The 22,972-nt window shown below is 43.9% G+C and carries 32 protein-coding genes; all 32 read right to left on the reverse strand.

The genetic code is table 11. From position 1 onward, the window contains the following. Positions 1 to 9 precede the first annotated feature (9 nt). The 32 genes from HP398_RS29620 to HP398_RS29770 all read right to left on the reverse strand — a co-directional run bounded on the left by HP398_RS29620 (position 10) and on the right by HP398_RS29770 (position 22,972). Complete coding sequence (locus tag HP398_RS29620; protein ID WP_173624386.1) at positions 10 to 357, reverse strand: contractile injection system sheath initiator; 348 nt, start codon at positions 355 to 357, stop codon at positions 10 to 12. Further along, positions 354 to 962 carry a Gp138 family membrane-puncturing spike protein gene (locus HP398_RS29625; protein WP_173624387.1) on the reverse strand — a complete coding sequence of 203 codons (609 nt, stop codon included), beginning with the start codon at positions 960 to 962 and terminating at the stop codon, positions 354 to 356. The genes HP398_RS29620 and HP398_RS29625 overlap by 4 nt, the downstream gene beginning before the upstream one ends. Position 963: 1 nt before the next feature. Beyond that, the gene (locus HP398_RS29630) at positions 964 to 2,526 is read right to left on the reverse strand and encodes a phage protein (RefSeq protein ID WP_173624388.1); all 1,563 of its coding nucleotides are present in this window, start codon (positions 2,524 to 2,526) and stop codon (positions 964 to 966) included. Then, entirely contained in the window at positions 2,523 to 3,179 is a 657-nt protein-coding gene (locus HP398_RS29635; protein ID WP_173624389.1) for a hypothetical protein, read from the reverse strand. Before HP398_RS29635 ends, HP398_RS29630 begins: the two co-directional genes overlap by 4 nt. Before the next feature lie 86 nt (positions 3,180 to 3,265). Then, the gene (locus HP398_RS29640) at positions 3,266 to 3,604 is read right to left on the reverse strand and encodes a phage baseplate plug family protein (protein WP_173624390.1); all 339 of its coding nucleotides are present in this window, start codon (positions 3,602 to 3,604) and stop codon (positions 3,266 to 3,268) included. Positions 3,605 to 3,607: 3 nt separating this feature from the next. After that, the gene (locus HP398_RS29645; protein WP_173624391.1) at positions 3,608 to 4,174 is read right to left on the reverse strand and encodes a phage baseplate protein; all 567 of its coding nucleotides are present in this window, start codon (positions 4,172 to 4,174) and stop codon (positions 3,608 to 3,610) included. Between the two features lie 13 nt (positions 4,175 to 4,187). After that, the gene (locus tag HP398_RS29650; RefSeq protein WP_173624392.1) at positions 4,188 to 6,098 is read right to left on the reverse strand and encodes a phage tail family protein; all 1,911 of its coding nucleotides are present in this window, start codon (positions 6,096 to 6,098) and stop codon (positions 4,188 to 4,190) included. After that, a complete protein-coding gene (locus HP398_RS29655) occupies positions 6,095 to 6,247 on the reverse strand; it encodes a hypothetical protein (protein WP_173624393.1) in 153 nt (50 codons plus the stop codon). Before HP398_RS29655 ends, HP398_RS29650 begins: the two co-directional genes overlap by 4 nt. A 32-nt stretch (positions 6,248 to 6,279) precedes the next feature. Continuing rightward, positions 6,280 to 6,735 (reverse strand): phage tail assembly chaperone, encoded by a 456-nt coding sequence (locus HP398_RS29660; RefSeq protein ID WP_173624394.1) that lies wholly within the window; start codon positions 6,733 to 6,735, stop codon positions 6,280 to 6,282. A gap of 45 nt (positions 6,736 to 6,780) precedes the next feature. Further along, positions 6,781 to 7,218, reverse strand: coding sequence for a tail tube family protein (locus HP398_RS29665; protein ID WP_173624395.1), 438 nt, complete (start codon positions 7,216 to 7,218; stop codon positions 6,781 to 6,783). A gap of 16 nt (positions 7,219 to 7,234) precedes the next feature. Further along, on the reverse strand, positions 7,235 to 8,341 hold the full coding sequence (locus tag HP398_RS29670; protein ID WP_173624396.1) for a DUF3383 family protein: 1,107 nt from the start codon (positions 8,339 to 8,341) through the stop codon (positions 7,235 to 7,237). 11 nt (positions 8,342 to 8,352) lie between these two features. Continuing rightward, a complete protein-coding gene (locus HP398_RS29675) occupies positions 8,353 to 8,889 on the reverse strand; it encodes a phage neck terminator protein (protein WP_173624397.1) in 537 nt (178 codons plus the stop codon). Then, a complete protein-coding gene (locus HP398_RS29680) occupies positions 8,890 to 9,240 on the reverse strand; it encodes a hypothetical protein (protein ID WP_173624398.1) in 351 nt (116 codons plus the stop codon). A gap of 1 nt (position 9,241) precedes the next feature. Continuing rightward, entirely contained in the window at positions 9,242 to 9,823 is a 582-nt protein-coding gene (locus HP398_RS29685; RefSeq protein ID WP_173624399.1) for a hypothetical protein, read from the reverse strand. An 11-nt stretch (positions 9,824 to 9,834) separates the two neighbouring features. Next, entirely contained in the window at positions 9,835 to 10,335 is a 501-nt protein-coding gene (locus tag HP398_RS29690) for a DUF4054 domain-containing protein (RefSeq protein WP_217368957.1), read from the reverse strand. A gap of 15 nt (positions 10,336 to 10,350) precedes the next feature. Continuing rightward, on the reverse strand, positions 10,351 to 10,656 hold the full coding sequence (locus tag HP398_RS29695) for a hypothetical protein (RefSeq protein WP_173624400.1): 306 nt from the start codon (positions 10,654 to 10,656) through the stop codon (positions 10,351 to 10,353). 14 nt (positions 10,657 to 10,670) lie between these two features. Further along, positions 10,671 to 11,666, reverse strand: a complete 996-nt coding sequence (locus tag HP398_RS29700) for a DUF2184 domain-containing protein (RefSeq protein WP_173624401.1) — start codon at positions 11,664 to 11,666, stop codon at positions 10,671 to 10,673. 36 nt (positions 11,667 to 11,702) lie between these two features. Beyond that, the gene (locus tag HP398_RS29705; RefSeq protein WP_173624402.1) at positions 11,703 to 12,218 is read right to left on the reverse strand and encodes a structural cement protein Gp24; all 516 of its coding nucleotides are present in this window, start codon (positions 12,216 to 12,218) and stop codon (positions 11,703 to 11,705) included. A 28-nt stretch (positions 12,219 to 12,246) separates the two neighbouring features. Continuing rightward, positions 12,247 to 13,518: a DUF2213 domain-containing protein gene (locus HP398_RS29710; protein WP_173624403.1), complete on the reverse strand. Its 1,272-nt coding sequence runs from the start codon at positions 13,516 to 13,518 to the stop codon at positions 12,247 to 12,249. 460 nt (positions 13,519 to 13,978) lie between these two features. Continuing rightward, positions 13,979 to 14,176 (reverse strand): hypothetical protein, encoded by a 198-nt coding sequence (locus tag HP398_RS29715; RefSeq protein ID WP_217368958.1) that lies wholly within the window; start codon positions 14,174 to 14,176, stop codon positions 13,979 to 13,981. Positions 14,177 to 14,180: 4 nt separating this feature from the next. Beyond that, positions 14,181 to 14,363 carry a hypothetical protein gene (locus HP398_RS29720; protein ID WP_173624405.1) on the reverse strand — a complete coding sequence of 61 codons (183 nt, stop codon included), beginning with the start codon at positions 14,361 to 14,363 and terminating at the stop codon, positions 14,181 to 14,183. A gap of 14 nt (positions 14,364 to 14,377) precedes the next feature. Next, positions 14,378 to 15,019: a phage head morphogenesis protein gene (locus HP398_RS30745; RefSeq protein ID WP_217368959.1), complete on the reverse strand. Its 642-nt coding sequence runs from the start codon at positions 15,017 to 15,019 to the stop codon at positions 14,378 to 14,380. Positions 15,020 to 15,083: 64 nt separating this feature from the next. Next, entirely contained in the window at positions 15,084 to 16,637 is a 1,554-nt protein-coding gene (locus tag HP398_RS29725; protein ID WP_217368960.1) for a phage portal protein, read from the reverse strand. Positions 16,638 to 16,879: 242 nt separating this feature from the next. Then, the gene (locus HP398_RS29730) at positions 16,880 to 18,109 is read right to left on the reverse strand and encodes a PBSX family phage terminase large subunit (protein ID WP_173624406.1); all 1,230 of its coding nucleotides are present in this window, start codon (positions 18,107 to 18,109) and stop codon (positions 16,880 to 16,882) included. Beyond that, positions 18,106 to 19,272 carry a terminase small subunit gene (locus HP398_RS31315; RefSeq protein WP_173624407.1) on the reverse strand — a complete coding sequence of 389 codons (1,167 nt, stop codon included), beginning with the start codon at positions 19,270 to 19,272 and terminating at the stop codon, positions 18,106 to 18,108. The genes HP398_RS29730 and HP398_RS31315 overlap by 4 nt, the downstream gene beginning before the upstream one ends. Before the next feature lie 508 nt (positions 19,273 to 19,780). After that, the gene (locus HP398_RS29740) at positions 19,781 to 20,044 is read right to left on the reverse strand and encodes a hypothetical protein (protein WP_173624408.1); all 264 of its coding nucleotides are present in this window, start codon (positions 20,042 to 20,044) and stop codon (positions 19,781 to 19,783) included. Positions 20,045 to 20,081: 37 nt separating this feature from the next. Continuing rightward, entirely contained in the window at positions 20,082 to 20,336 is a 255-nt protein-coding gene (locus HP398_RS29745; RefSeq protein ID WP_173624409.1) for a hypothetical protein, read from the reverse strand. A gap of 275 nt (positions 20,337 to 20,611) precedes the next feature. Then, positions 20,612 to 21,094 (reverse strand): hypothetical protein, encoded by a 483-nt coding sequence (locus HP398_RS29750; RefSeq protein ID WP_173624410.1) that lies wholly within the window; start codon positions 21,092 to 21,094, stop codon positions 20,612 to 20,614. 12 nt (positions 21,095 to 21,106) lie between these two features. Next, positions 21,107 to 21,460 carry a dATP/dGTP diphosphohydrolase domain-containing protein gene (locus HP398_RS29755; RefSeq protein WP_173624452.1) on the reverse strand — a complete coding sequence of 118 codons (354 nt, stop codon included), beginning with the start codon at positions 21,458 to 21,460 and terminating at the stop codon, positions 21,107 to 21,109. Between the two features lie 32 nt (positions 21,461 to 21,492). Beyond that, positions 21,493 to 21,714 carry a hypothetical protein gene (locus tag HP398_RS29760; protein WP_173624411.1) on the reverse strand — a complete coding sequence of 74 codons (222 nt, stop codon included), beginning with the start codon at positions 21,712 to 21,714 and terminating at the stop codon, positions 21,493 to 21,495. A 405-nt stretch (positions 21,715 to 22,119) separates the two neighbouring features. Beyond that, positions 22,120 to 22,569: a hypothetical protein gene (locus HP398_RS29765; protein WP_173624412.1), complete on the reverse strand. Its 450-nt coding sequence runs from the start codon at positions 22,567 to 22,569 to the stop codon at positions 22,120 to 22,122. 13 nt (positions 22,570 to 22,582) lie between these two features. Further along, positions 22,583 to 22,972, reverse strand: coding sequence for a hypothetical protein (locus HP398_RS29770; protein WP_173624413.1), 390 nt, complete (start codon positions 22,970 to 22,972; stop codon positions 22,583 to 22,585).

A 22,972-nucleotide genomic window follows, 5' to 3' on the forward strand; every position in this document is an offset into this window, starting at 1 on the left:
CTCCTTTCGTCAGAATGTATAACCTATTGGGATTGTCACGCCAAATGTTGTTTCAGCTTCCCCTCGAAATGAATAGGTCCGGTTTGCGTATGAACTTTGAAACTCTATGATATTTGCGACGTTTGGTGTCCCTAGTATTCTTTCTTGAACCAACAAATCTACTTGTTGCAATTCCCTCTGATCTCCACGAGTTCCTAAGATATTTTGAAAGAGTGGTAGTCCATCATCCTGTTGTTCCCACCATTCCCCTTGCAACAGCAAAAGCCTGGTTTTAATCGCTTGTCCGACTGCTGCGGCATCAATCAACCATGGTTTGCTCATTGTGTAATCACCATTTTCGAGTGGCCGATATCTCATTGATCCACTTGACCCCCTCCATTTATCCAGTTGGTATAGTCAGTTTGATTCGTGATGTTTTTACCGTTTATGCGGATCGCTGGAGCCACTATATCGATTGCATCCTCTTCCTCATCAGTGATTCGAATGAACATTGTACGTTTTTCATTTCGTAATTCAACATGCTTCGTTGAATACTGCTCCACCTTATTCGGCTGGCTCCATAATCCAGGAATGGCGATTGCATCTGACAAGTCATGTCTACGTTTATCAATCTGGTTTTGCACGCCACCATTGGAAAACCAAGCATCAATGCACATATCAGAAAAGACGACAAGGCATTCATCTCCTTGTTTGACAGGGAATGTGAGGACATATCCACCACCTCTAGGGAATTGAACCGGAACATCCAACAATAACGGAATTGGAACCCATTGATACTCTAAGTTTTCCTGCCGTACATGTTCACGAAGAGCAACTTGAACAGTAGCCGTCTGAGTGACTGGGTCAAATTCTTGGATGATGCCTGGCACACTGACTCGCAGTTGATTAAATATCCGGTCCATTAATACGTTATTGAATTCAATCTCATTGTTTTTAAGTCTTTCATTTATTGGAACAGGCATACTAACTCCCCCAAGGATTTGCATTTGGTGATACAAGCAAACCTGGAATAAACCCTCCAGCTTGCGAGACGGTTGTACACTCTGTGTACCAGTTGTCACCTCGTGTATCTCCGCTGTGACGAAGTTCCACTATTCGGTAAATCCCTGCTGTATCAAGCGAACGAGGAATTTGCCCAAATTGAAAAGTGTGTGCTTGAATCAATTGATTATTGATGCGGACAAGTGAATTTAATCTCAAACGTGGATTTAGCAAACATTTGAAAGCAACACCGTAGTCACTTTGCATCGGAGTTCCAATCAGTCCAGATTCGGGGGCTAAATCAACAATTTCGTTTTTAGGATAATCAGTTGCCTTGATGATGTTTACTTTGCCGTCTTCCGTGTAAAATGTCGCAGCATTTGATTTTGCTACTTGTCGCAGATAGTCTTGCGATTTACCGAAAAACACTTTGCCTCGCGTTAATTTAGCCTCTGACAAACCTTCCGAGATAGTCCCAAGTTGCATAGGTATTCGGGCTTTACTTGCCACATTTCCGATGATATCCCTTGCTGTTAACCCCTTAGCTGTAGAAAAAGCGACGAATGGCCCGAGATTCAAGGCTCTGTCGCTATCAAGAGAATTAAGAGTCAGTTTATATGTCACACCATCCTCTTTGCCTCGAATGGCCTGAACAACATCCCCCATGAAAATTAATCCATATTGTTCTCCTTCATATCCTGATTCAATATAGATTGTGTCCCCTTCATTGATGAGTTGATTCTCGGTTTCAACATTTAAGTTGTATATTGTCACATTAGAAAATTGAGGCTGAAACATGGTTTTGTAAACCTCAAAAGTGCATCTGAGATCAGATACGTCAATAGCAGTTCCTTTTGCGTTAGCAACAAGCACACGATAACGACGTCCATATAGAACATTCCCATTCCGCTGACTGTTTGCAACCACACCATAATTTGTTGTTGGAATGAATGCATCATTGATAGGACCTAAGCCCGCTTGGACGTTTCCTGTCTGCCCAGTCGTATTCGCATCCGTATTCATCCCCGGCGTATAGGCGGTATTAGCAGCGTTTGCAGCTTCTCCATTCGCGTACTTCAGGTAAATGTTTAATCTACGCTGATAATCTCGATCTGGTATCTTTGGACCAACATATTGAAGTGAAAACTCCCGGAAATTCTGTTTAGATGCTTTCCATGCTCGTCCAATGACTTTTACAGCTACCGCAGTAGCAAAATGGTCATTACTCAACACTAATGCTGTTTGCTGTTGTAAAGTAGAAGGCCATGCTAAATGCATTCGAGATGCGATTGCTTTGAATGATTCAGTGTGCCATTTTGGCCATACTTGACCAGGACCTAATGCGTTTCCGTTGTCCCCTGTTTTGTTGGTAAAGTTGGTTTCGGCCTCCAGTGTAGCTAGAACAATCGGAAGATCAACACCTTGTACTTGCGCTTCATATATAGCGATGTTCCGGATATCTCCCACATAACCACCCCCAAAACTTGACGAAAAGAAAAACGCCCCTAAAAGGAGCGTTTTCGAAATGATAATCATTGTATTCATTCTTTTGAAATGCTGATGTCCGCATGATCTTTGCCATCATATATTCGCATATTAACGTTTTGTTCTGATGTAGTTGGATGTACATAAAACACCGCATTTAAGTGTACTTCGCTATTAGTAGGAAATTCAAAATTTCCGAGTATATTTCCATTCGCAGCATCCATGATATATTCTGGCTTGATGGCCAATATGTCTAATTCGTTTCCTTCAATTATGTTTTTGGGCACCAAAGCAAAATTGTCTTTATTGACCTCTGGTGTTTCAGAACTAACATTTGTTAGTGTGAATGGCACAACCCATACCTGTAGCCCTTTTGCCTCGGTTTTATGTGTGATCTTGATTGAACCATCATCTCGAATTGGGGTATTCGTTTCCGCGTACAATCTATACGTGAATGCATAATCAATGATACTTGGATTTAATTTAAGAATTATCTGCTTATTATTTTTCATGTAATTCAAAAGGTCATTGCTTGAATTAACGACGCCCTTGGATTGCAAAAATTCAACAAGATCCTCTAGGTTTTTGACACTGTCTGGTATCTGTATTTGCTCTTTTGATATAAGGGAAGAAGTTTCTGCACTTACTACTCCTGCGGACGTCATTGTAAAAGCAATCATCATTATTATCGAAACAAGCAATTTAAAATGCATGTCCCCACCACCTAATTTTAGTCATGGTAAGAGTATCATAGAGGTTATAGATTTTTTGTCAAAAATTGTCGAGCAAAGCAAATTTTCTAGGGGCTATCTCCCCAAACAACCAAATGGTTTTTACCCAGTGAATCAAAGGTAGGCATATCATCATTACCTGATGTAGAGATTAAAGTTGCGCTTCCAATGCCAAGATAACTAAATTGTTCTAATAAGTTTGCGGCAGGGTATTTTCCTAGAAGGATTGGAAGGGAGTCAATCAACAACGTTCCAGTTAAATGATCAGTTATAGACATAAACCAATAACCACCTAGTGCATTGTAAGTCAATGAAAAATCCAATGTAATGTTTCTATTGTCAACAGGTAATGTACAAGTGAACGTTTGATTCATACCAGGGATAATTGGCAAAATCGTTGTTGGCATCTTCTACCCTCCAGAAAGCAATTGGGTCACTTGACGGATAACAGATTCATTTGGCTTCACAGGTTCAACTTTTCCGCGATTTGCTTGACTTGTAACAGCTGCTTTTGCGCTTATTTTCACTGTTCTTACTTGTGCAACCATTATCTCACGTAATAATACTGTGCAACGCAATGCATACAGGGTCGTGTAATCATCAGGTGCTGATATCTCCTCAATCAGCATGTTTTGATATAGCCCAAGCCGTGAATGTACCTGTAATGGCACGCGTAGTGCCTGCAATTCCTGGAGCACCTTGAAGGCTTGAACCGATCGACTCCACCCACCTGTAAATTGCCCCGGAATCAAGCTTGTTGCTGTGTCAGACATGCCTATCTCCATACTTACTTCTTTAGGCTGAAGAAAAGCATGATCTGTTAATGCAGCCCCCGTTTGAACTGGGTGTTGCGTGATATTCAAACGGCTAGTATGTGTTGATCGTAAAATAGCATCAAAAAACCAACCACCAATGTTTGTCTTGAGGTAGACAAGGGAGGCGATTGGTTTGCTGCTCAAATCTAATAGGGGATTCATTGCTCTTCCTCCCTTATCCAAAGATTGATTTCATATTGCGGATATTCAAGCCCGACCATTGAGACCATTGTTGATTAGCCTCCTGAGCTGCTGATTTTGGATCAGTACTGGTAATATGGAATACTGGTTTATTTTCATTTTGAATAATGGTCTGATTTGAGTTTGTTGAGTACATATAGTTGCCAGCATACGTTCCAGTAGAAAGCGCCTGGTAACGCTCGAACACCTCTGGATTGATTGCTCCAGCCAGTAGTGTTAGACCATTCTTTAGGTCGAGATTGTAACTCTTGAGCCCTTTAATAAACTCGGATTCGTTTAGAGCCTTCTTAAAAGCAGGTTCCAATCCCCTTGGTAGGTTGTTAATACTAGCGTTTAATTTATCGTTTTGCTTGTCTGCCCCCGCGGTGGTTGTATTGCTCAAAAATGGATTAGGCGCTTTATCATCAGCAACCATGAAGTTGAAAAAGTCCTTGACCTTTCCGCCATAGTGATCTGCAAAGGAATCTTGTCGCTTTTTCAATTCGACAAAATCCCCTAACGCCTTATCAATTCCCACATCATCACCAGATACCCATGCTTTCGCGAGTCTTAGAGTAGCTACAACAGAATCAAGGGTGTTTTTGATTCCTTCGAGCGCAAACCTCAACGTCCCAGAAATAAAATTGCTGAGTCCTTCTAAGATAACTTGAACTTCATCTAATTCAAGGAATTGAGAAACCAGGTCAGCTACCCAACCAATCGTTTCGATAATTACCTGACTCAAATCAAGTACCGACTCGAGCAATCCAGACAGGATTCCATCATTATTCAACTCATCAAAGAAAGCAAATACCCAATCTGCAAATCCTTTTACAATCTTGTAGATCAAATCGAATGCAGACTCAAACGACCTTTGCAACGACTCAAGATAGCCTCGTTCATTAAGTCGCTGGATAAACGATCCTATGCCCTCCGCGGCACGTTTTATCCATCGGTCAATGGTTTGCATTACCTGATCGAAAGCGCGTCCAAATCGGTCGATTACACCCGTATCCTTTAGCATCTTGTAGAAGTCGATTATTTTCTTCCACAGAGGACCAAACGCACTGTTTCCGCCCTCAACATACGTATAGAAATCATCAAGCAACAGGAGTATGCCTGTGATTAATAAGCTGATTCCGATGAATGGTGCTTTAATTGCGATAAACAGCCCTAACAGAGCTGTAGTAATCACTTTAATCGATGTAGGAACTTGTTCCCCCAGCATCATAAAAAGCCGTAGAATATCTCTTCCGGCTTTGGTCATTGCAATCCCTAATCGGACAAACCAGCTTAGGAATTGCGCAATATCTTTGGTCCATTTCGGCATGCTCTTTATGATCGCATTATTTAATCCGCCGAACCCTTTTTTGATGTTCTTAATCGGTCCCTCAAGATACTTAAACAGGTAAAATCCAATCCATTGAAGCCCATATGTAGCTTCCAAGCGCATCCGTTGGAATTCGAATTTAATGGATCGGATCGTCTTCATTTGGTTCTGAAATTCAGGAGGCGGCTTCATTTCGTTGATTGTAGCTCGCAATTGCTGGAAGTTTCGAAGCAATTCTGGACTGAGGTAAAGGTCCTCAATCGTTGCGTTCATGGCTTTCAAAGTGTTATTCAGCGATGCAGCAGCGTCCTTTGAAATCCACATCCGTGTAGCAAACTTTTCGTTCTCCAAGTCAGCTTGCGCCAAATTGCCAAGAAATTTTGCAATAGCGACATTAGCAGTTGCTATCGTGGTGGCTATTGCCGTTCCTGCAACAGCAAAGCTTTTGACCGTAGAACTTGCAAAACTCTTTACGCCTTCTTCTAAAGTTTCAATTGCTTTGTCAGCTTGATCAAAAGACTTTTGATCTACAGACATTCCTAATGAGACTAGATATTCCTTAATTACATTGATCACGGCAACATCCCACCTCCTTGCAATTCGGCAGCTGCTTTCGCCCTTCTTGAATTCTCAGCTTCCACTTCCATCATTTCGTGAGCGTCCAACAAGTCGTCAATATCAAATACATCCTCAATCAAGTCCCGGTGGTTCCATATCTTTGCCATGACTGGTGCATATGCAAATTCGTCAACATTAATTAGCCTCGCTGGTTCGAAACCAATCCCGCCACCAGCCCCTGTAAACCGCTTCCTTGAAAAAAACTTGTCACATTGAACGCCAAGGCATGTACCATCAAAGCCATGACCGTTGCTGTGTCATCCTCCATGTCCTGGACGCCAAACATTCCATTTTCGTTCATGACAGGCGCTGGTCCAGCTGGTAGTAGTTCAAAGCATACCTTTAACGCCTGTTCTTGCAGATAGTTGAAATCTTGCTCAGAGATATTGGATAGTTGTTCGATCGCACCAGAAATATTGATGTCGTCAACGTTAACGCCCTCTAGAGATTTAGCGTTGTTCATCTTGATCCCAGCGAAGAGAGGCGCGAGAATTTTTGTTACTTTGATCAATACAAATGATCCTGTTCTGGCGGGGAACTTTTTGATCCGGAAAGTACGTTCTCCGATTTGCACGTCTTTATGTTTAATTTGCATATCAATTCCTCCTCAAATTAAAAAGGGCCATGACTTGGCCCATTATTAAGAAACTGTCATGTCAACATCCGCAGCCATCAAGTTCCATGTTACCTGTTGTCCTTGAGATTGATATGGTCGGTCAGGAAGCTTTTGGAACGAAACACCTGTGGAGCGAATCATATCCTGCATTGCGGGTGAACGAATCGTGATTTTGACTTGTGCCCACTGATTCGTAGGGGCTTGCTCCAGGTAGTTGTACAGTTTCAATAGCCATTTATTTAGTTCGGATGTTTGCTGAACGGAAATAGCGTGCGTTCCGTTTCGACCCATGATTTTGGATACCATAATCGACCCATCCGCAGCTACATCGTGAGAGGATCTGTCCGTTGTCATCGATGTTGAAATGCTCCCCAAACCGTTGCCAGTTGCCACATATTGCCCCATAGACGGGTGAGAAATGACCATGGATACATCTGCAAAGCTATAAGTTGAGTAGGACATACTCTATTCCTCCTTCCTATCGATTTACTATAACGCCGATAACTGCATGCTCAATTGCTCCGGCCAATTTAACTGGCACATAAATAAGTGGAGCTTTCCTTGCTTCACGATCTGCCTGGGATTGGCTTGCGATGCTTTCTGCCAACACCAAATAACCCTTGGTCAAGACGTCGCCTTTTTGCAATGTCAAGACAGGGTTTGCGTTCCAAACACCAGGAGCTAACGCGCCACGAGTTACTGATTTCTCGCATTGATCCTCAATAGCGCTGATAAAGAGCGAAAGTCCGTCTTCTGTTTGAGGAATCTTTCCAGCTTGCACCAATGCGTTTGTAGCTCCGATTTGGATTTCAGCAGTCAGCATGTCCAAGTTCAGCACTTCATCGAAGTGTGTTCCATCTGCCATCGTGCCTTGCACCAGCAGTTGATAACTTGGTCCATACGTCGTAAAGACGTTTCCGTTTACGCCCAAGATGTAATTGACTTGCGTAGTGCTCAGAGCTTCTGGAGCAACTCCTACCAGCGTTTTATAAGCCAAGGTGAATGATGAGTTAGCTCCACCAGTATTCAGCCCCATTGCTTCTCCCATGGCGGCAGCTCCTGCATGAGCAGTTTTGCTGTAAATGCCAAAGGTACGTTTGTAGCTCGCACTTTTAAGGGTTTCCATGATGTTTCCTGCTGTTCCGCTTGCAACATCGGCATCTGTTGTTGTGTAAAAATACACAGACTCTGGTTTCATTGCTTCTACAGCAGCAGCTACCGCTGTAATCTCTGCTTTTACTGCATCTACTACATAACATGCGTACCAGTCGTTATTTGCAGCGCGGCATGCATCTACAGCCTCAACAGCCGTCTCGCTGCCAGTTTCATCCCATCGACCGATTACCACTTTTGATGGAGTAGGGTTTTGGCTGAAATAGAGTGTTGCAGCCGCATATTCCGGTTCTGTTCCTGTCCATCCACCTGACTTCATATCTGCAACACTTGAATAGATTTTTACGCGGTCAGTTGCCGAAATGACTGAGGATGTTCCGACAATCAGCCCAATATTAAATGTTCCGGCACTCTGCGCAGTAGGAGACACGGTCACGTTGACTCTTACGATATCATCAAGAGATTGTGCCAAGGTTAACCACCTCACTTGTTAGGTATGACTTGAATATCCGCAGACTGAATGTAGTTAACTTCCGTCGAACGGACGACTTTTTCATTAAATTGCGCGGTAAAGTTCGTGCGTTCCCACCATTGTCCCGCAAACAGTTCAGGCAAGCGAAATGGTGCGGAAACGTTTGTTACTAACGCCAACGGCGCGAACGTTTCGGGCTTCAAATGCAAGCTGTTGCGAATTCTATCAGCATCGTCAAAGCTACTTGGACCATAGAAGGTCCACGACACTTGAATTACTCGTGTATAACTTGCTGATCGTGTCGCGGTTGTTTCGGTTGCTTTGGTGTATGAGATTTCTGCTTGTTGTACGATCGGATCATCAGCTAGCGTCACAAGAATAAACCCGACATTATCCGTGCGTTTCCAAGCAGGCGCACCTTCTGTCGGGTATCCTATGCGGATTCGTTTTTGACTTTCTTTAGCTGTTGGATCGAGTCCAAGGTTTTGAATTGTGCAATTCCAGAAGATGTTCTCGATATCTGAGAGTTGAAGTACACTGTCTGCCATTTAATCACCAGCCATTCGTTCGGCAACAGCTTTCCAATAGCCATAATCACCATAAGGGAATACTTTTTTCACCCTGTACCTGTCCCCACGCCATTCGATTTGATCAGATGTACCTTCTTCGTTGGTGGTATTGATGGAGACAGTTGCGTAAAAACTCATCATACCGGTTGCGCGGTCACCCTCTGGTAATTGCTCCAAAGTTTTTGCATCTGCCACGGTGATTACGCCCAACATTGTGATGATTGTTTCAGTTTCTTCAGGACGTCCAGCGATCCATTCGTTAGACTTGCGATGGACGATGAACGTCTGGGCAAAATCAGGGTCAGTAATGACTTCACTGACGTTGAGCACACTATCCCTCCTTAATAACGAAGGTAATGGCTTTACGCATTTCTCCCTCGTTTATCAAAGGTCTATCGCTGCCTTTTTTCTTGATTGTTGATGGTGCATTTGGCTCCCAACCATTTACGGGATTAGTGAACCAATCTCGAGCGAAGTTTTGGCCCATTAACCCGGCCTTCACCAATTCCGGTTGTGGGTCCTGTCCATTCAGAGCAGTTTGCAACACATTTCTCAACTGTCCAGCGATGGCGTCCTTGTTATGCTCGATAGCTGGCTCAAGAACTGGACGTGGAGGAGATTGCCAAAGTGGGGAACCATGAGTCTGTATCCATAATTGATACGCCTTGCTATATGACATCTCGCCACTTTCCACAGCAGGGTTCATTTCCTCCCGCATAACTCTCTGTCGAATGCCATGGGAATGGATATAGAGCAACTGAGCATTTGTGATTGGTTCCCCGTGTTCTTCAGGTCTCTCTGAACCTTCAGGAATCCCTACATATACTTGCTTTTTCGCCAACTCGTCTAAAGCTTTCTTGATCTCATTGGTTTTATCAATGCCAGTCGTCACTTGGGAGAACGCACTAAACATGATGTATCACCTCAATACACATACATGCCGCCTTTTCCGACTATTTTCCCAATTGTCGCAAGCTGCTGACCAAAGGTAGTAAGTTTCCACGCTGCCCAACCATCTAGATCATTTGCGAGGAATGAATAGTCTCTACTTACAGAGACATCTCCAACAGATTTAGAAGTGATCAATCCTCTTGATTCTCCGGCTTTTAATACACCCGCAGCCCCACTATTCGGGTCGGCTGTACCCTGTGCATAGAGAGTGAGGAAATGGGCGATAAACCACCCCATAGCGACTTTCCAGTATGCATTCCATCGCGCTTCCAGGATACAAGCATTGGCTAGATCAATGTACATTTGCACAATCTCTTGGGGAATAACTGTTTTCCCGTTTGCATCTGGCCCGAACTGAGGATACATGGTGGTAAAGTCATTATAAGTAAACGGGGGATTGGTCCCGGTTCTTACATTGGAAGCAATCCCGATGATTCCAGCAGCACTCATATTGCCATCATTTGCGATCGACATATGGGCTCACCTACTTTATTTTTGTTGTTCAGATTGTGATTGTTCAGTCTCAGCAGTTGTATTCGATTCTGCTTCTTTTTGGGCCTGTTCTTCGGCTTTTCTCTCCGCTGCACTCCTTGCTCTGGTGCCAGCTTCTGCATCTTTTACAGACTGCTTGCTTTCTGTCACTGTAACGTCACTTGTTTGGCTTGCGAGTTTGAACATGGAGGATTTCTTTACCCAATCTGGTACCTCAGTAAAGTCATGAGCACGTACCACGACAGCAGGCTCTTGGCCTGCTGGATGGTCAAATTGAAAAGCCTTTTTCGAAAAGATAAGCATATTGTTTGTCCTCCTTAAATCCCGTCGCCGTAGCGAGCGCATTGAGTATACAAGAATTTAACTTGTCCAATCTGAGCAGCGTAAGCGGTTAGATAAGCCATTTCTGTAACTTGTGTTTGTGTCATTACACGGCTTAGTGGGACTGTAAGGTCGAAATTCACGCGGTCTTCATCGTTGACATAAGCGACCATGCGATCAGTTCCACCTGTACCTGCTCCAGCGCACCAGCGAGACGGAGCAATCGTAAGTTCGATTCCTTGATTTTTGCCGATGTTGTTATCTAACAGGAACTGCAAGATGGATACGTTACCAGCCTCGCTTACTTTTGTACCAACGATGTATGCGTATTGCTGTGGCGGAATCAGGATGTGGTTCGCCATACCTGTTAAATCGTACTCTGAGGCTGCCCATGTTGCCGTTATGATTGAATTTACATCCGACAGAATTTCATCAGGTGTTTTCTGATTCCATTTAGATTGACCTGACACGCCATTAGCCACGGCTGCCGCTGTAATATCTGGGCTGTTCACCAGACCGTATACTCCAGCACGAGGAACACCTGTATACACGATGTTATCAATAGATTTGTTGTAATTCAGGCGGATACCCTTGTCTAAGATATCATCTAGGCTACGTCCGATATTCTGCAACTTCTGTTGATCAACGAAGGGAACCTTCAGGATGTTCGCAAAGTTGAAAACTTTGTAAACGTCCTTGGTCGCGTTAGCCTGCATGACTGGAATATCGTTGGTTTCCCCGCCGATAATGCCGTCATCGTTTCCTCCTGTTGTTGCGTAATCAACGAATTGGTTGGAAGTGAAATCCACCCAACCACCACCAGTTCTGGATACGATATCGCGCATCCACGTAACGCTGCTAAGCGGTTCCAAAAGGCGTGGATCGCGTTTTTCTAACTCGCCGACCAGAAATGCCATCCCTGTGCCAATAGCAGCGTCATTTGTCATTAAAGATGGCGCAAGGCCATCAATTGTGTGTACTTTTCTTGCCATAGGTGCTTTAGGTGTAGTCATTTAATTTCATCCCCCTTACGGATTGTTCCGCGACAGAATTGTGATCTCAGCGACCTTGTTCGGGTCAATTTTACCTGTTTTCCATTTAACTCCTACCAACTTGACGGTGTTTGTCCCGTCAGCAGCTGCTTCAAATCCACCAACTACACCAGTTGGAATAGCAGCGTTGGCTGCGATTCGGACATAGACATCGCCACCTGCCGTTGGAGTACCTGCGTTGCACACAACAGTCACAGATCCACGTTCGATAATGTCACACGGTTGACCTGGTTTATAGGAAGCTTGAGAAGAAAAATAGTCCGTAGTTTGTTTGACTTCTCGTACTGCTACACCAGCGAATTTAGCAGCAGTTCCATCAGCATCGAACTTGGAGTAGGTATTGTCGCTGTTCAAGACCACGGCTTCCCCAAAATTGATGTCTTTAGTATCTGTTTCCTTGACCATTCGGCTCGTGATGATAGCGTCAACACTTCTAGAAACACTGCCGGGATAACCAAGATTGAGAGATTTTCCAATTACTTTACCTGGCATCAGTTATTCATCCTTTCTTTCGCTCTTTCTAGGAGCGATCCATGTAATGTGGGTTGTATTTCTTTGCGATTTCACGACCAAGTTGTGCAAGATCAACTGTTGGTTTATTGTCTACGGCCGTTTTCTTCGGTTTGATTGCGGCATAAGTATTCTTTGTTGGTTTACCTTTGATGCTTGCAATCGCCGCGTCAGCAGCTCTTTTTCTTTCCGCCGGATCGGTGATAGCTGCGATAACTGGTTTAATCGCCTTCAAAGCCTCAATTTTATAGGCATTATCGCCAGTCAATGCGCTTTTTGGTCGGTCTTCTGGATTGGACACTGGTCCGTCTTCGTCCATATGCTCAACAGGAATCGTGTGGCTTTCCTCTTCGTCGTCAGTAGCATCAGAGCCATTTTCCTTTTCGATCGCAGCAATAGCTTGGTCGATTGCATCCTCTGGTTTTTCGTCTTTGCTTGCATTGTTTTGGACAAGACCAGTGACGAGCTCCGTCAGCTTGGCAACTTGATCAGCTAGTGCAGTAACAGCGGGGTCCTGGTTATCAGCTACTGACTCACTAGTTGTTTCCCCTGGGTCGTTGTCTTCTGCACCTCTCTCTTCTACGAGCGCGTCCACCGCCTCTTTGATTTCTTCAGGTTCTGCATCAGTTGCGAATGCTTTCAAGCCAATTGCAGCTAGAAAGTCAGTTACACGTGATTGCTTCTTTGGTAATGCGAGTCTTTTCTTCATGCCTGTATCTCCTTTCGGATTTGAATTATTTTCAAGCGATTGGGATTGGGAATCTTTTATTGCAACACGGTCTCCAGCTCTCCCGTGTTTCACGACAGCGACGTGGTTACCGCGTATTTGCTGCTGATGATATGTACCGTCCTCAGCAGCTAAATAGACACAATCATAGCCACAGGAAACCTCTCGCTTGCCATCTTGGATTTCATTGATCAAGGTTTGATCGTAAACGACTAGATCAGCTAACAGTAGATCACTGTTTTCCCCAGAACCCTGCCGGACGTTTTGTACAACACCTTTTGCATAACGAGTGGCGTTATCTGGTGCCACAGCTTCAGCTGGATGATCGTCAGTGAGGACCTTTCCTTCAAAGCTGGCAATAGATGTCGAACTGAACACCTCATCAGGGCTGCGATACACCTTCACAATCATTCCTTTTTGGTCGTCAGCTCCAACCTCTTCACCTAGGTATTCGTACCATCCAGTACGTGCGATCGGCACGTTATGGCAGATCAGGAAACCCTCTGGAGTTTCTGTCATGTTTGGACTAAAACGCGATCCGTAATAAGCTCTCACGACTCAACACCTCGTTTTGAAGTGTCTTCTGAATTGTTATTGCTTGAAGTCTGACTTTGTTGTTCATTTCCTGTAATTACTTGCAGAATGGACGCAGATTCAAATGTTTGTTCCACGCTATCTATTGTTTTCGTAAAATTTATCAAGGTTTTTCACCTCCTTTCAGGCAATAAAAAAAGAAGCTTTCTCAAGGCTCCTAATTTGCATAAACGATGTATAAATGTTCGTTATCGACGGGAAATAATCCTGATAAAAATCTCTTAAAACCGCGCTATATCAACGTTTGCATAAACGATGAATAACCGATAAAAATACACCACTAAAAAAACGCCGTCATATCAACGTTTTTGTGTTATCGTTGCGTCCGATAACCTGCATTATGGTAAACGGCGTATGCATAAGATTGTATAAGTCTTTACACTCCGTTTAGGATTTCCCCCGAAGTCCTTACGCGATTTTTTCATACTGCTTTCGATTCTGAACTAGAATCCATTGTTTCTTCGGGAGTATTTACGCAAGCTACTTGTTGCGCCATAATGAATTTTCTCGCCTGATCAAGTATCAATTCAGCAGCGTTAATACTTGCGCCACTTTTGCTAATAACGTTCATCACTTCAATGGCGACTTTTTTGGTGTCGATAATTGTAATCACCATCATCACCTCACATGGTCTTTTCGATTTGCTCTCGCCTTTTAACTACAACATCAATTTCGTTTATTTCCACTACGCAGACTCCAATGCATCGCCCAGGATAGCCGGGATGCGCCTCATTTATTGTCCGCCATTTCGAAAGCAATGCTGTCACTTGCGCTTCGAATTTATCCCATTCTGACGGATCGCTCATGGCGTACCACCCTCCTACATGATTCTTTCAAACTGTTTGCGTGTCATTCGATGGATGCTTCCGTTGTAGTACACCTTTGCTGGCCAACTCACCAAGCTCAAATCAATAACAGGTTCTGGATAGCACCTACAGTTGAAGATTTCACCAGCGTTGTAATTGCCAAAGGTACGAGTTTGTCCGTCGAGTTTCTCAGGAGACGGGGGAGCATTCCATTTAACCAGTACTCCATCCATGATCTTGTGAGAGCCACGAACCCGTGAATCTTCGCTCGTCCGCCAAACATACCAATTAGCCCCTACCGATTCGGCACGAGCTTGTGTAAGTGCTGTAGAGGTCTTGCTGACTTCTGTACGAGCGATTAGGTTTGCTTTAGCCTTAGTTGCTTCGGGAAAATACGTCTTGATCTGTTTGGCAATCTCGTCAGCACGCGTTCCCTTCAGAACTTCCCTAAGAACATGCTCATTAACCTGATTAGCTAAGGTGATTGGCAAGGAACGGATGATTTCAGCATTCCGTTGAACCTGAAAATGAACAGCTATACCAATCGGACCGTTCATCTCTCTAAGCAAAGCCTCATAGATTGTTCGACCATGGCTATTGTGTTTAGCAGCTTGTCTCCATGTTCGGCCTGCATCACTAAAGAGGTGAGTAACCATTTTCAATGCTTCTGCTTCGGCATACTCGATGAACCCAGGAGTATTTACGTAATCCCTGATCCGCCTAAGAATTTCCGAGGCGTCTTCTAATCCCGTTAAGGACTCGCCTAAACTTACTAACGCCCGTTGAATCGCTCGTCGGTAGGCTTGTTCTATACGGCGTTTCGGAGCCCATAAATCCGCCATAGTCTAAATCACCACCAAATCCCAACTCGCCCTGATGAGTGCTTTCATCTGCGTCCTCGATGTCTTTGTCTGTGATATTGCTAAACATGCCAATTGTCTCGGACATCTGTTTTAGCTCTTTCATGGCGATCTTCTGGCTGATAAGTCCAGCATTGTACGTCTCAATGATCGACTTTGTTTTCTTGTCAGCGAGCTCCGCAATTTCCTTGTCGTCTGGCGTACGGATTGGGCTGAACACGTAGTCAATATCGTCAGGTATCGCTCCAAATTCGGACATACACATAATAGGCAGGAGTTTGTCGATGATTGGTCCTAACGTGGACTCCTGTTGCTGTTGAACCACCTCGTAATAGTTCAACATGTCAGACTCACCCGTTGCATTCATTCCGGCAGGAGCTCGACCAAATAGTTTGGTAACGGGAATCTGACAGGATCCAGAGACGTCCAACATGAAGCTCTCATAGATGTCGTTGAGGCCAGAGAAAGAATATTGATGGGTTTCAAACCCGTCATTTTTACCTAGCATATATATGCCCATATTGGACATGAGCCAGTTTTGAGCTTGAACGGTATTGTAAAGCTCTTTCTGCGATCGCTCGTCTCCGATAGCTAATAATTGGTCCATGTCACCCATTTTCAGCACACGAAGATTCGCTAAGAAAATAAGCTGCGCAATGTTCCATGATGTGTTGTCTCGCTTTTTCAACTCGTCAAATACTACCTCAACCTCAGATGCTCCCCAATATACCTCAGCAAGCTTCTCCCAATATGGCAACTCACGACCCACAAATCGGATTATCCTGCTATGGTGAACACGTAAGGTCTGACCTTCGTCAAGAGTCAATTGATACGATTCAGGCAATCCAAACTCTGGATCATCTAAGTCATCGACTAATTCAGGATTGGGATAGATACCCGACCATCGATCAACGATCATCAAGCCTTTTAAAGAACCAGGCATTATCGTATCGTAGTCCAATGGTTCATGTAGGATGTCTTCGTGTCCCTCGATCATGATAAGTCCAGCAGCACCACCATACAGTCGGCCCCACTTTAGTCCCTGAAGGATCTTTTGTCGAATCCTTCTCACACGCCATAACTTGTCCAGTTTTCTGATTTCATCAGGCGGCAACTGAGTTGTAATACTGATCCAGTTCCTTGTCATGTCCTCAGGTATCGTGTCGATGATCTTACGCACAATCCAATGGCTTCGATACAAACTATTCATCAGTTGGTAATCTTGCGAAAGTCGTGTGATCGGATATTCAGTACCTTCAAGCAAATTAGGCGTGCCGAATCCCATTCGCGCTAGGACGTTCTGAAATGCGTCTGTCGTCAGCCCTTTAGGTTGCTTAGGTTCAATCTTCTTTGGAGTCTGTTTAGCATCCGTTGCCACGTTTCTGGGCTTCCGATTTCCCTTGCGTCTACTCAATGATTTCCCTCCTTTCTCTCAAACTGTGTGAATGAATACGTTATGCATATCCGGTTTACATAATAGTCCCTATCGGACTCAGCACAAAACAAAAAAGCCTTGATGCGACAGACTTCTTGGTTATCTTCCTTTTTCTCATTTATACATCATTTATGCAAATCGCTTAATGCCGCGGTTTCTGGCATGCTGACACTAATTATTTCCGAAGGTACAAATGCATAAGTATACAAAGTTGAACCTTCTTATCGCAACATTCTTCGTGGGTTTACGATGGTACGAATCATATAGCGAATGCTGTCCATGCAATGGTCGTTTTGCTTTACTGGTTGTTCAACACCACGCAAAGCTGCTTTCTCATCCCATACATAACCACCAACCTCATTTAGGAAGTTTGGGCATTTTTTGCGATGCACGCGCAATTTTCGTTGAGCCATCAGAGTGGATACCATTCGAATTCCCTCGAGCACTTCATTTTCCGCATCTTTCAAGCGATAACCGCGATTACGTAACGTTGTTTTGAAGCTGGCTGCCGAAGGGTCTATGATCACGAAGCGCGGATACTCTTCACCGATGAACTTTTGGAAGTCGTCAGCGTATTCCGAGTTCTCTTTTTGCTTGCCTTCCTTTCGTCCATCGTAAAAATATTCATCTAGTACCCAGACTGTATCTCCATCATCCCAGCAATCAAGGTAGACTGTAGCGTTCTGTGTACCAAAGTCTATCGAAATGTAGCGTTGCGCCTGACTCTTAAATCCCGGTGGCAGGTCCTCATCATCGAAAGTGTTCAACTCTTTGTCCCACATGTCGTAGATTGCACCCTGTGCAACAACCCATTTCCCTTCGATCATTCGCAAATACCAAAAGCCCGAATAGGCATTGCGGATGAAAGATTTATACTCATCATCCAGGTTCGGGTTATCATCCAAATTGAAGTGATAAACCTTCACCATGCCACTATCGAGCTTTTCTTTGTCTGTGATGTATTCGGTATAAAGGTAATGATAAGGACTGTCTGGGTTTGTTGTAGCGTACAGCTTCGCGCCTTTGACAGAGAGACGGTTTAGGAGTTGCTTGAAGAACTTCTCTGGCATCAGGGTTAACTCGTCACAATAAGCCCCTGCCAACGTCTTACCGCGCAGGTATTTCTCTGACCCTTCATCCTTGGCACCGATGACTTTAATATCCCTACCAAACAAGCGAATCAGACCATTCTGTTGATTATATCGGAAATTATGATCGCCTACCGTGTCAAACAGATCCCGTAGCACGTTGTCATAAATCGTTTCCTTCGATACCCCCGTGATGACCAATAATCCAGGAGGTCCACTCAGAAGGTAATTCAGCCATTTAGGAATCATCCCGACTGTTTTGCCACTACGAACAGCGCCTTCTAGAATATTGATACGAGCATCTTGCTCAATCGGATTTAGGATGAAACGCAGCATCTTTTCGCCAAATACTTCGAATTTCATTCGCGTCCACCTATCTTACTAATACTATCGGTAATCGCTTCAACCAATTGATTCAGTCCACTGGTTGTTTCGGCGTCTTCTTTTGTTTCCAATACCTTGACCTCGGCCCTGAGTTTTTCCACCTTCAAGCGCTGTTCTTCAGTCATGAAGTCCAGGTACTTTTCAAGCTTCTCCAAAGCCTTCATCTTGTCATGAAGCTTGATTGATACGCCGTCTTTACCTTGTTTGACTTCTCCAACTACAGTTCCGTCAATCTCATCACTGTTCTTGAAGGAAACGAAGTTGCGCTTGTATGTTAGCGGATCACCTGTGATTGGATCGGGGATAGGCTTACCTTCTTCATTCAACACTTGCTCTTCTTTTTGTCCAAATTCAAGCAAGTCCGTAATGTCAGTGAACGCAATTTTCATGTACTCAGCAACGACTCGCTGCACTCCAATACCAAGATCATCAACTCTGGCTTCTTTCTGGCGTCTGATTTCTGCTTGAATGTTAGGTTTTCTAAGGTTTTCCCAACCGATTACATGTGCCGTTTTCTTGCTATAACCGACAGCCATTGCAGCACGAGTAGCGTTGAAGTCTCGAAGGTACTCCAAAACAAAAAGCCTCTGCTTTTCAGTCAGAGACCCATCTTCGTTATCTTCTTCTGGTAGAGGATCGGTTCGTTCTATTACCTGTTTGGAGCGTTCCGTAACATTTGGAGCGTTCCGTTCCGATTGATTGGAGCGTTCCGTTGATTTTGGAGCAGTATCTACCTTCGTTACCTGTTGTGCTGTTTCTTTTTTTGTCCACACCTTGCGAGGCTCGTTATTCTCATAGGACCCTACAACACCCTTGAGTTCCATCTGATCAATAAGCCTCGCTGCGCGTGTGTATCCAATGCGTAAGCGCCGCTGTAGGAGGCTTGCAGAAGCCATTTGTGCTTCTACTACAATACTGACAGCCTGATCATACAGTTCATCAACTTCTATTGAAGGGGTTTGCGCATGATGATCTGATGACCCATTGTTTTGTTTCTCCCATTTATCCTTGTTCTTCCATCCCCGGACAGTACCTTCAGATAAGCCGAGTTGGTCAGCTATATCCTTTAGCTTGATATCCCCATTGGCTTGTTTCCATATCTCGAATGCTTTGTCTCGGTTTGGGTCTCTTGCTCTAGCCATTACATATTCACCACCGCCATTTGTTTTATTTATCTAACACTCGTTCAAGCTTTTGGCCTTTGTACACTTGAGACCGATTTTGGCGGAGGAGGTTTTGTATGTGGCAACGAAATCCGTTTCTCCCAACGCCCGTTATACTCGAACAGTTCACATGGAATTAGATCGTTCAAAACAAAGGTTCCCCTGACGCATTCCCAGCGGTCAACTTCTCCGTGAATCACCGTCTTATCTGGCAAGAGTTTTGTAGGGGTTATATATTCTCTGAAAAACATACATTGCCGACATGTTTCCTTTGGAGTTTTCTCCGGAACTTTTCCTTGTTTCGTTTTAAATGGCCACATATCAACCTTTCTGTTTTGCGCAATACAATATGCCTACAATCCAGGACAAATAGAGGGTATGCACAAAATCCAGATATGATACACGACTACCAAAAGCCAACGAAACAATCCCGTGAAATATTGTTGATATCGCTGCAATTATCAACTCCATATATGAATCTCTCCCTTTAAGGCGTGATAACGCGTTCCGATGGATTGTTGTCGAAAAATCGTTTGACTTCATTATCTGCCCAATCGTTCATCCATTCCATTTCTAATTTGCGATGATCAGGAATCTCTGCAACAGGGTTATCTGCCATGCTTGCTTGCATCCTGCCTATGCGCAAACCCATTTCATAGCCACTATCCCATCCATCTTGCCAAATAGAAGCATGCGCTGCTCGTCTAAGTTCTCGTTGTTTCTTGTTGCATCTTGGTTGCCTTTTGCTCATCGCTCATCAACCCATTTTTACTTTCAGTCCATTCCATTCATTCTGGAATCACGATCATCTTAGAATTTTCATCTATAGATAGCTTGCTACCATCCCCTGGTTCCGTAAAAATGCTGGTTCCCGCAGCAACCCGATACTCCTTCGCTTTATCCCAACGTTGTATTACAAGCCCCTTTTCAATCTCCTTAACACATCTATTGATTTCCTTTGACACACGGAACCCACAGTTGTATAGATTGTTCAGTTCTCTTAGATAATCCAATAGCAATTGTACCTCTTCTGTTGTCCTCATCTTCATCATCCTTCGTCATAAAAATAAAAACCGCCCATTTCTGAGCGGCTTTCCTTCGTCGTTCGTTCTCTTATTTTGTTGTGCGTGGTTTTCGGTTGAGTATATGTACCGCAACTTATGATAAGACGCGCCCTAGGTAACGCGAATACTTTAACCACGCGAAAGCTCTGTAAAAGCGAAAGGACCATGAAAGCACGGCCCCTCACTCGACCAGGATATCCCCGATCCCTTGTTTCATATCAGTTACAAAATCAACCTTTACCTCTACCTATAACCTAGTTTACACTAGAAATTTTATGCTGTATGTGGCATCGATGTGGCATCTTTTGAATTCTGCTGGATACTCTCCGGATGTGATCGTAGCTATATCCCAACTTATCAGCAATCTCGTGCAATTTCATATTCAACTTGTCTCGCATAAACGCGACTTTGTATTCAAGACCGTCCATTTGGGCCAAAATACTGTCCAGTTTACTCAACGTCTCGCGCTTTGCTTTGAGCTGCTCATCTACCTGTTGAATCATGGTATCGATTTTATTCATCCGTTCCACAATCCGATCCAGAGTATATGGAACAAAGTTCGACTGCACCCGATCTTTTGAATAGTCAACCGCGCCCATTCCTTTTGGTGCTGTTGAATTCATGCTCTTCAGAAGAAATCGCCTTTCTGTGAGTAGGTCATTCATCCTGGCTTCCAACATATTGATTTCTGCTACCAGTTCGTTATAGGTGTGACCAAAGTTATCTATCACAGTCAAGCTATCCCCTCCCTATTGTTCCTGCCGAGCAGGGATGTTCTGCATTTGCGGCATCGTTTCTTCAAGGTGCATGGCGCAATTCAAGTTCCAAGCTGCCGCAGCCAAATGATCCTCTTGAGTATCGCCAGCCATGTATTGAAAAATGTGCCTCAATGCACTATCCATAAACTCACTGATCGGCATTCCCTTTTCCCAATTGCGTCCGTCTCCGTATTTGATTTCTCCAAGTTCACTCCGGACTGCTATTCGTTGCATCGCTATTGGTGAGAGCAAGTCATATCTGCCTTTTCCCGGTGCTCGATCTCGTTTTGCTCCCGTTTCAAATGTCTTGTGTTGTCCATCGTCTCGGATTCCAGCAGGCATCATTGTCACCACACCTTCACTCCTGAAATATTTTGTTAAATTAACCAATACCACTTTCCGTGTTTCTTGAACTCTTTGAAGTCACGATCGCTTTGTTCAAGGTTGTCCCAATGTTTAGCATAAGTTTGAGCTGCATACACCGTATCACCGTCTGACGACGTAGCTAAAACTTTATGTCCGAGTTGATACTTTAGCATAGCTACATCAAATGATACTGGGACTGCATTTTCAGGTATCTGAATGCTTTGCATCGTCACTTGGCTCCCTCCCCATCTCAATATCCCGATCATATTCCCCGTCTTTCCAGACCTCGACTCCGTGTTCATAAGCAAAAATTCCGTTTTTCATGGCCTCTTTTTTTGCTCGGTCCAGATCGATGCCTACATAAACAATGGTTGTATCAGAGTGATACCTACAATAGGCAACATATATTTCCAATGTCCATCACCTCATCGCAATTTCTGAAGTATGCTCTCAATCCAATCTGATCTGTACCAGAGAAATACAATCACTAAGAATAGGACGACAGGTAACCAAAACACTCGTAACAGAAACTTTTCCCACCATTTAAATTCTTTGGGCATCTTAAAGTAGAACCATCCAACCGCAATGTATAATGCAATTGCTACAGACATTCCGATCAACGCCACACCCCCGACTCATCACATTCTTTCTTGTTCTATCCGATTACGCCGCTGCACGAAGTAGTTTTCCAAATCCTCTGCAAGCTCGTCCCGTTCTGCTGGAGGTAAATCCGTTTGCTGACGTACCCACTCCTGAATTGGTTCAGGTGTCAACCGTTCATTCGATCCACGCTGCTCCTCGGAAGGATTCAAAAACTCTTCCTTAATGAGCTCTTTGGGAAATATGGCTAGGTAAATTGGCTGGTATTTGATAAATGGTCTAACATCCGCATCCTTCAAAAAGTCCGTTCCGAAAAGAAACTTTCTGCTGTCAACAAAGTGCTCATCACTTTTCTTGGTTGCAGCTTTCTTTTGAGTTTTCGCTCCATTGTTGATGCCTGTTACAAAAACTACCCCTAATTCATTCTGAACCTTTTTGAGAAAAACGGCCAAATCATCGACATCTGAAATCACGATATTAGTATCCATCTCGATCACCTCATCACAACTTCTCTTTTACCCCATGACGGTTTAATATTTTCAAAAAATGCTTAATTGGAATTTGCGATTCTTCGCCGTTCTCGTGTTTTTTGTATCGCAACATGCGTTCTTCAGGTTCTCCAATTTTGAGCACTGTTCTCGTCAAAATCTGTCCACCTGGCCCGTAGTGCTGATACACTTCACCTTCGCGTAAATCTTCTGGTTTCATGCTATCCGCTACCTTGTTCAGTATCAGCCCTTTCTTGTCTCTCATTTGTTCCCTAAAGCCCTCGATTCGCTTTGAGGTGTTGGCAAACTCCTCGTCAAATGCTTTCGATTTTTCCTGCACTTCACGAAAGCCGTCCTCCACAAACTTCTCGATATCCTTCACTTGACCAATTCCCCCATTCAT

It is taken from the genome of Brevibacillus sp. HB1.4B (assembly GCF_013284285.1).
Lineage (GTDB): Bacteria > Bacillota > Bacilli > Brevibacillales > Brevibacillaceae > Brevibacillus > Brevibacillus porteri.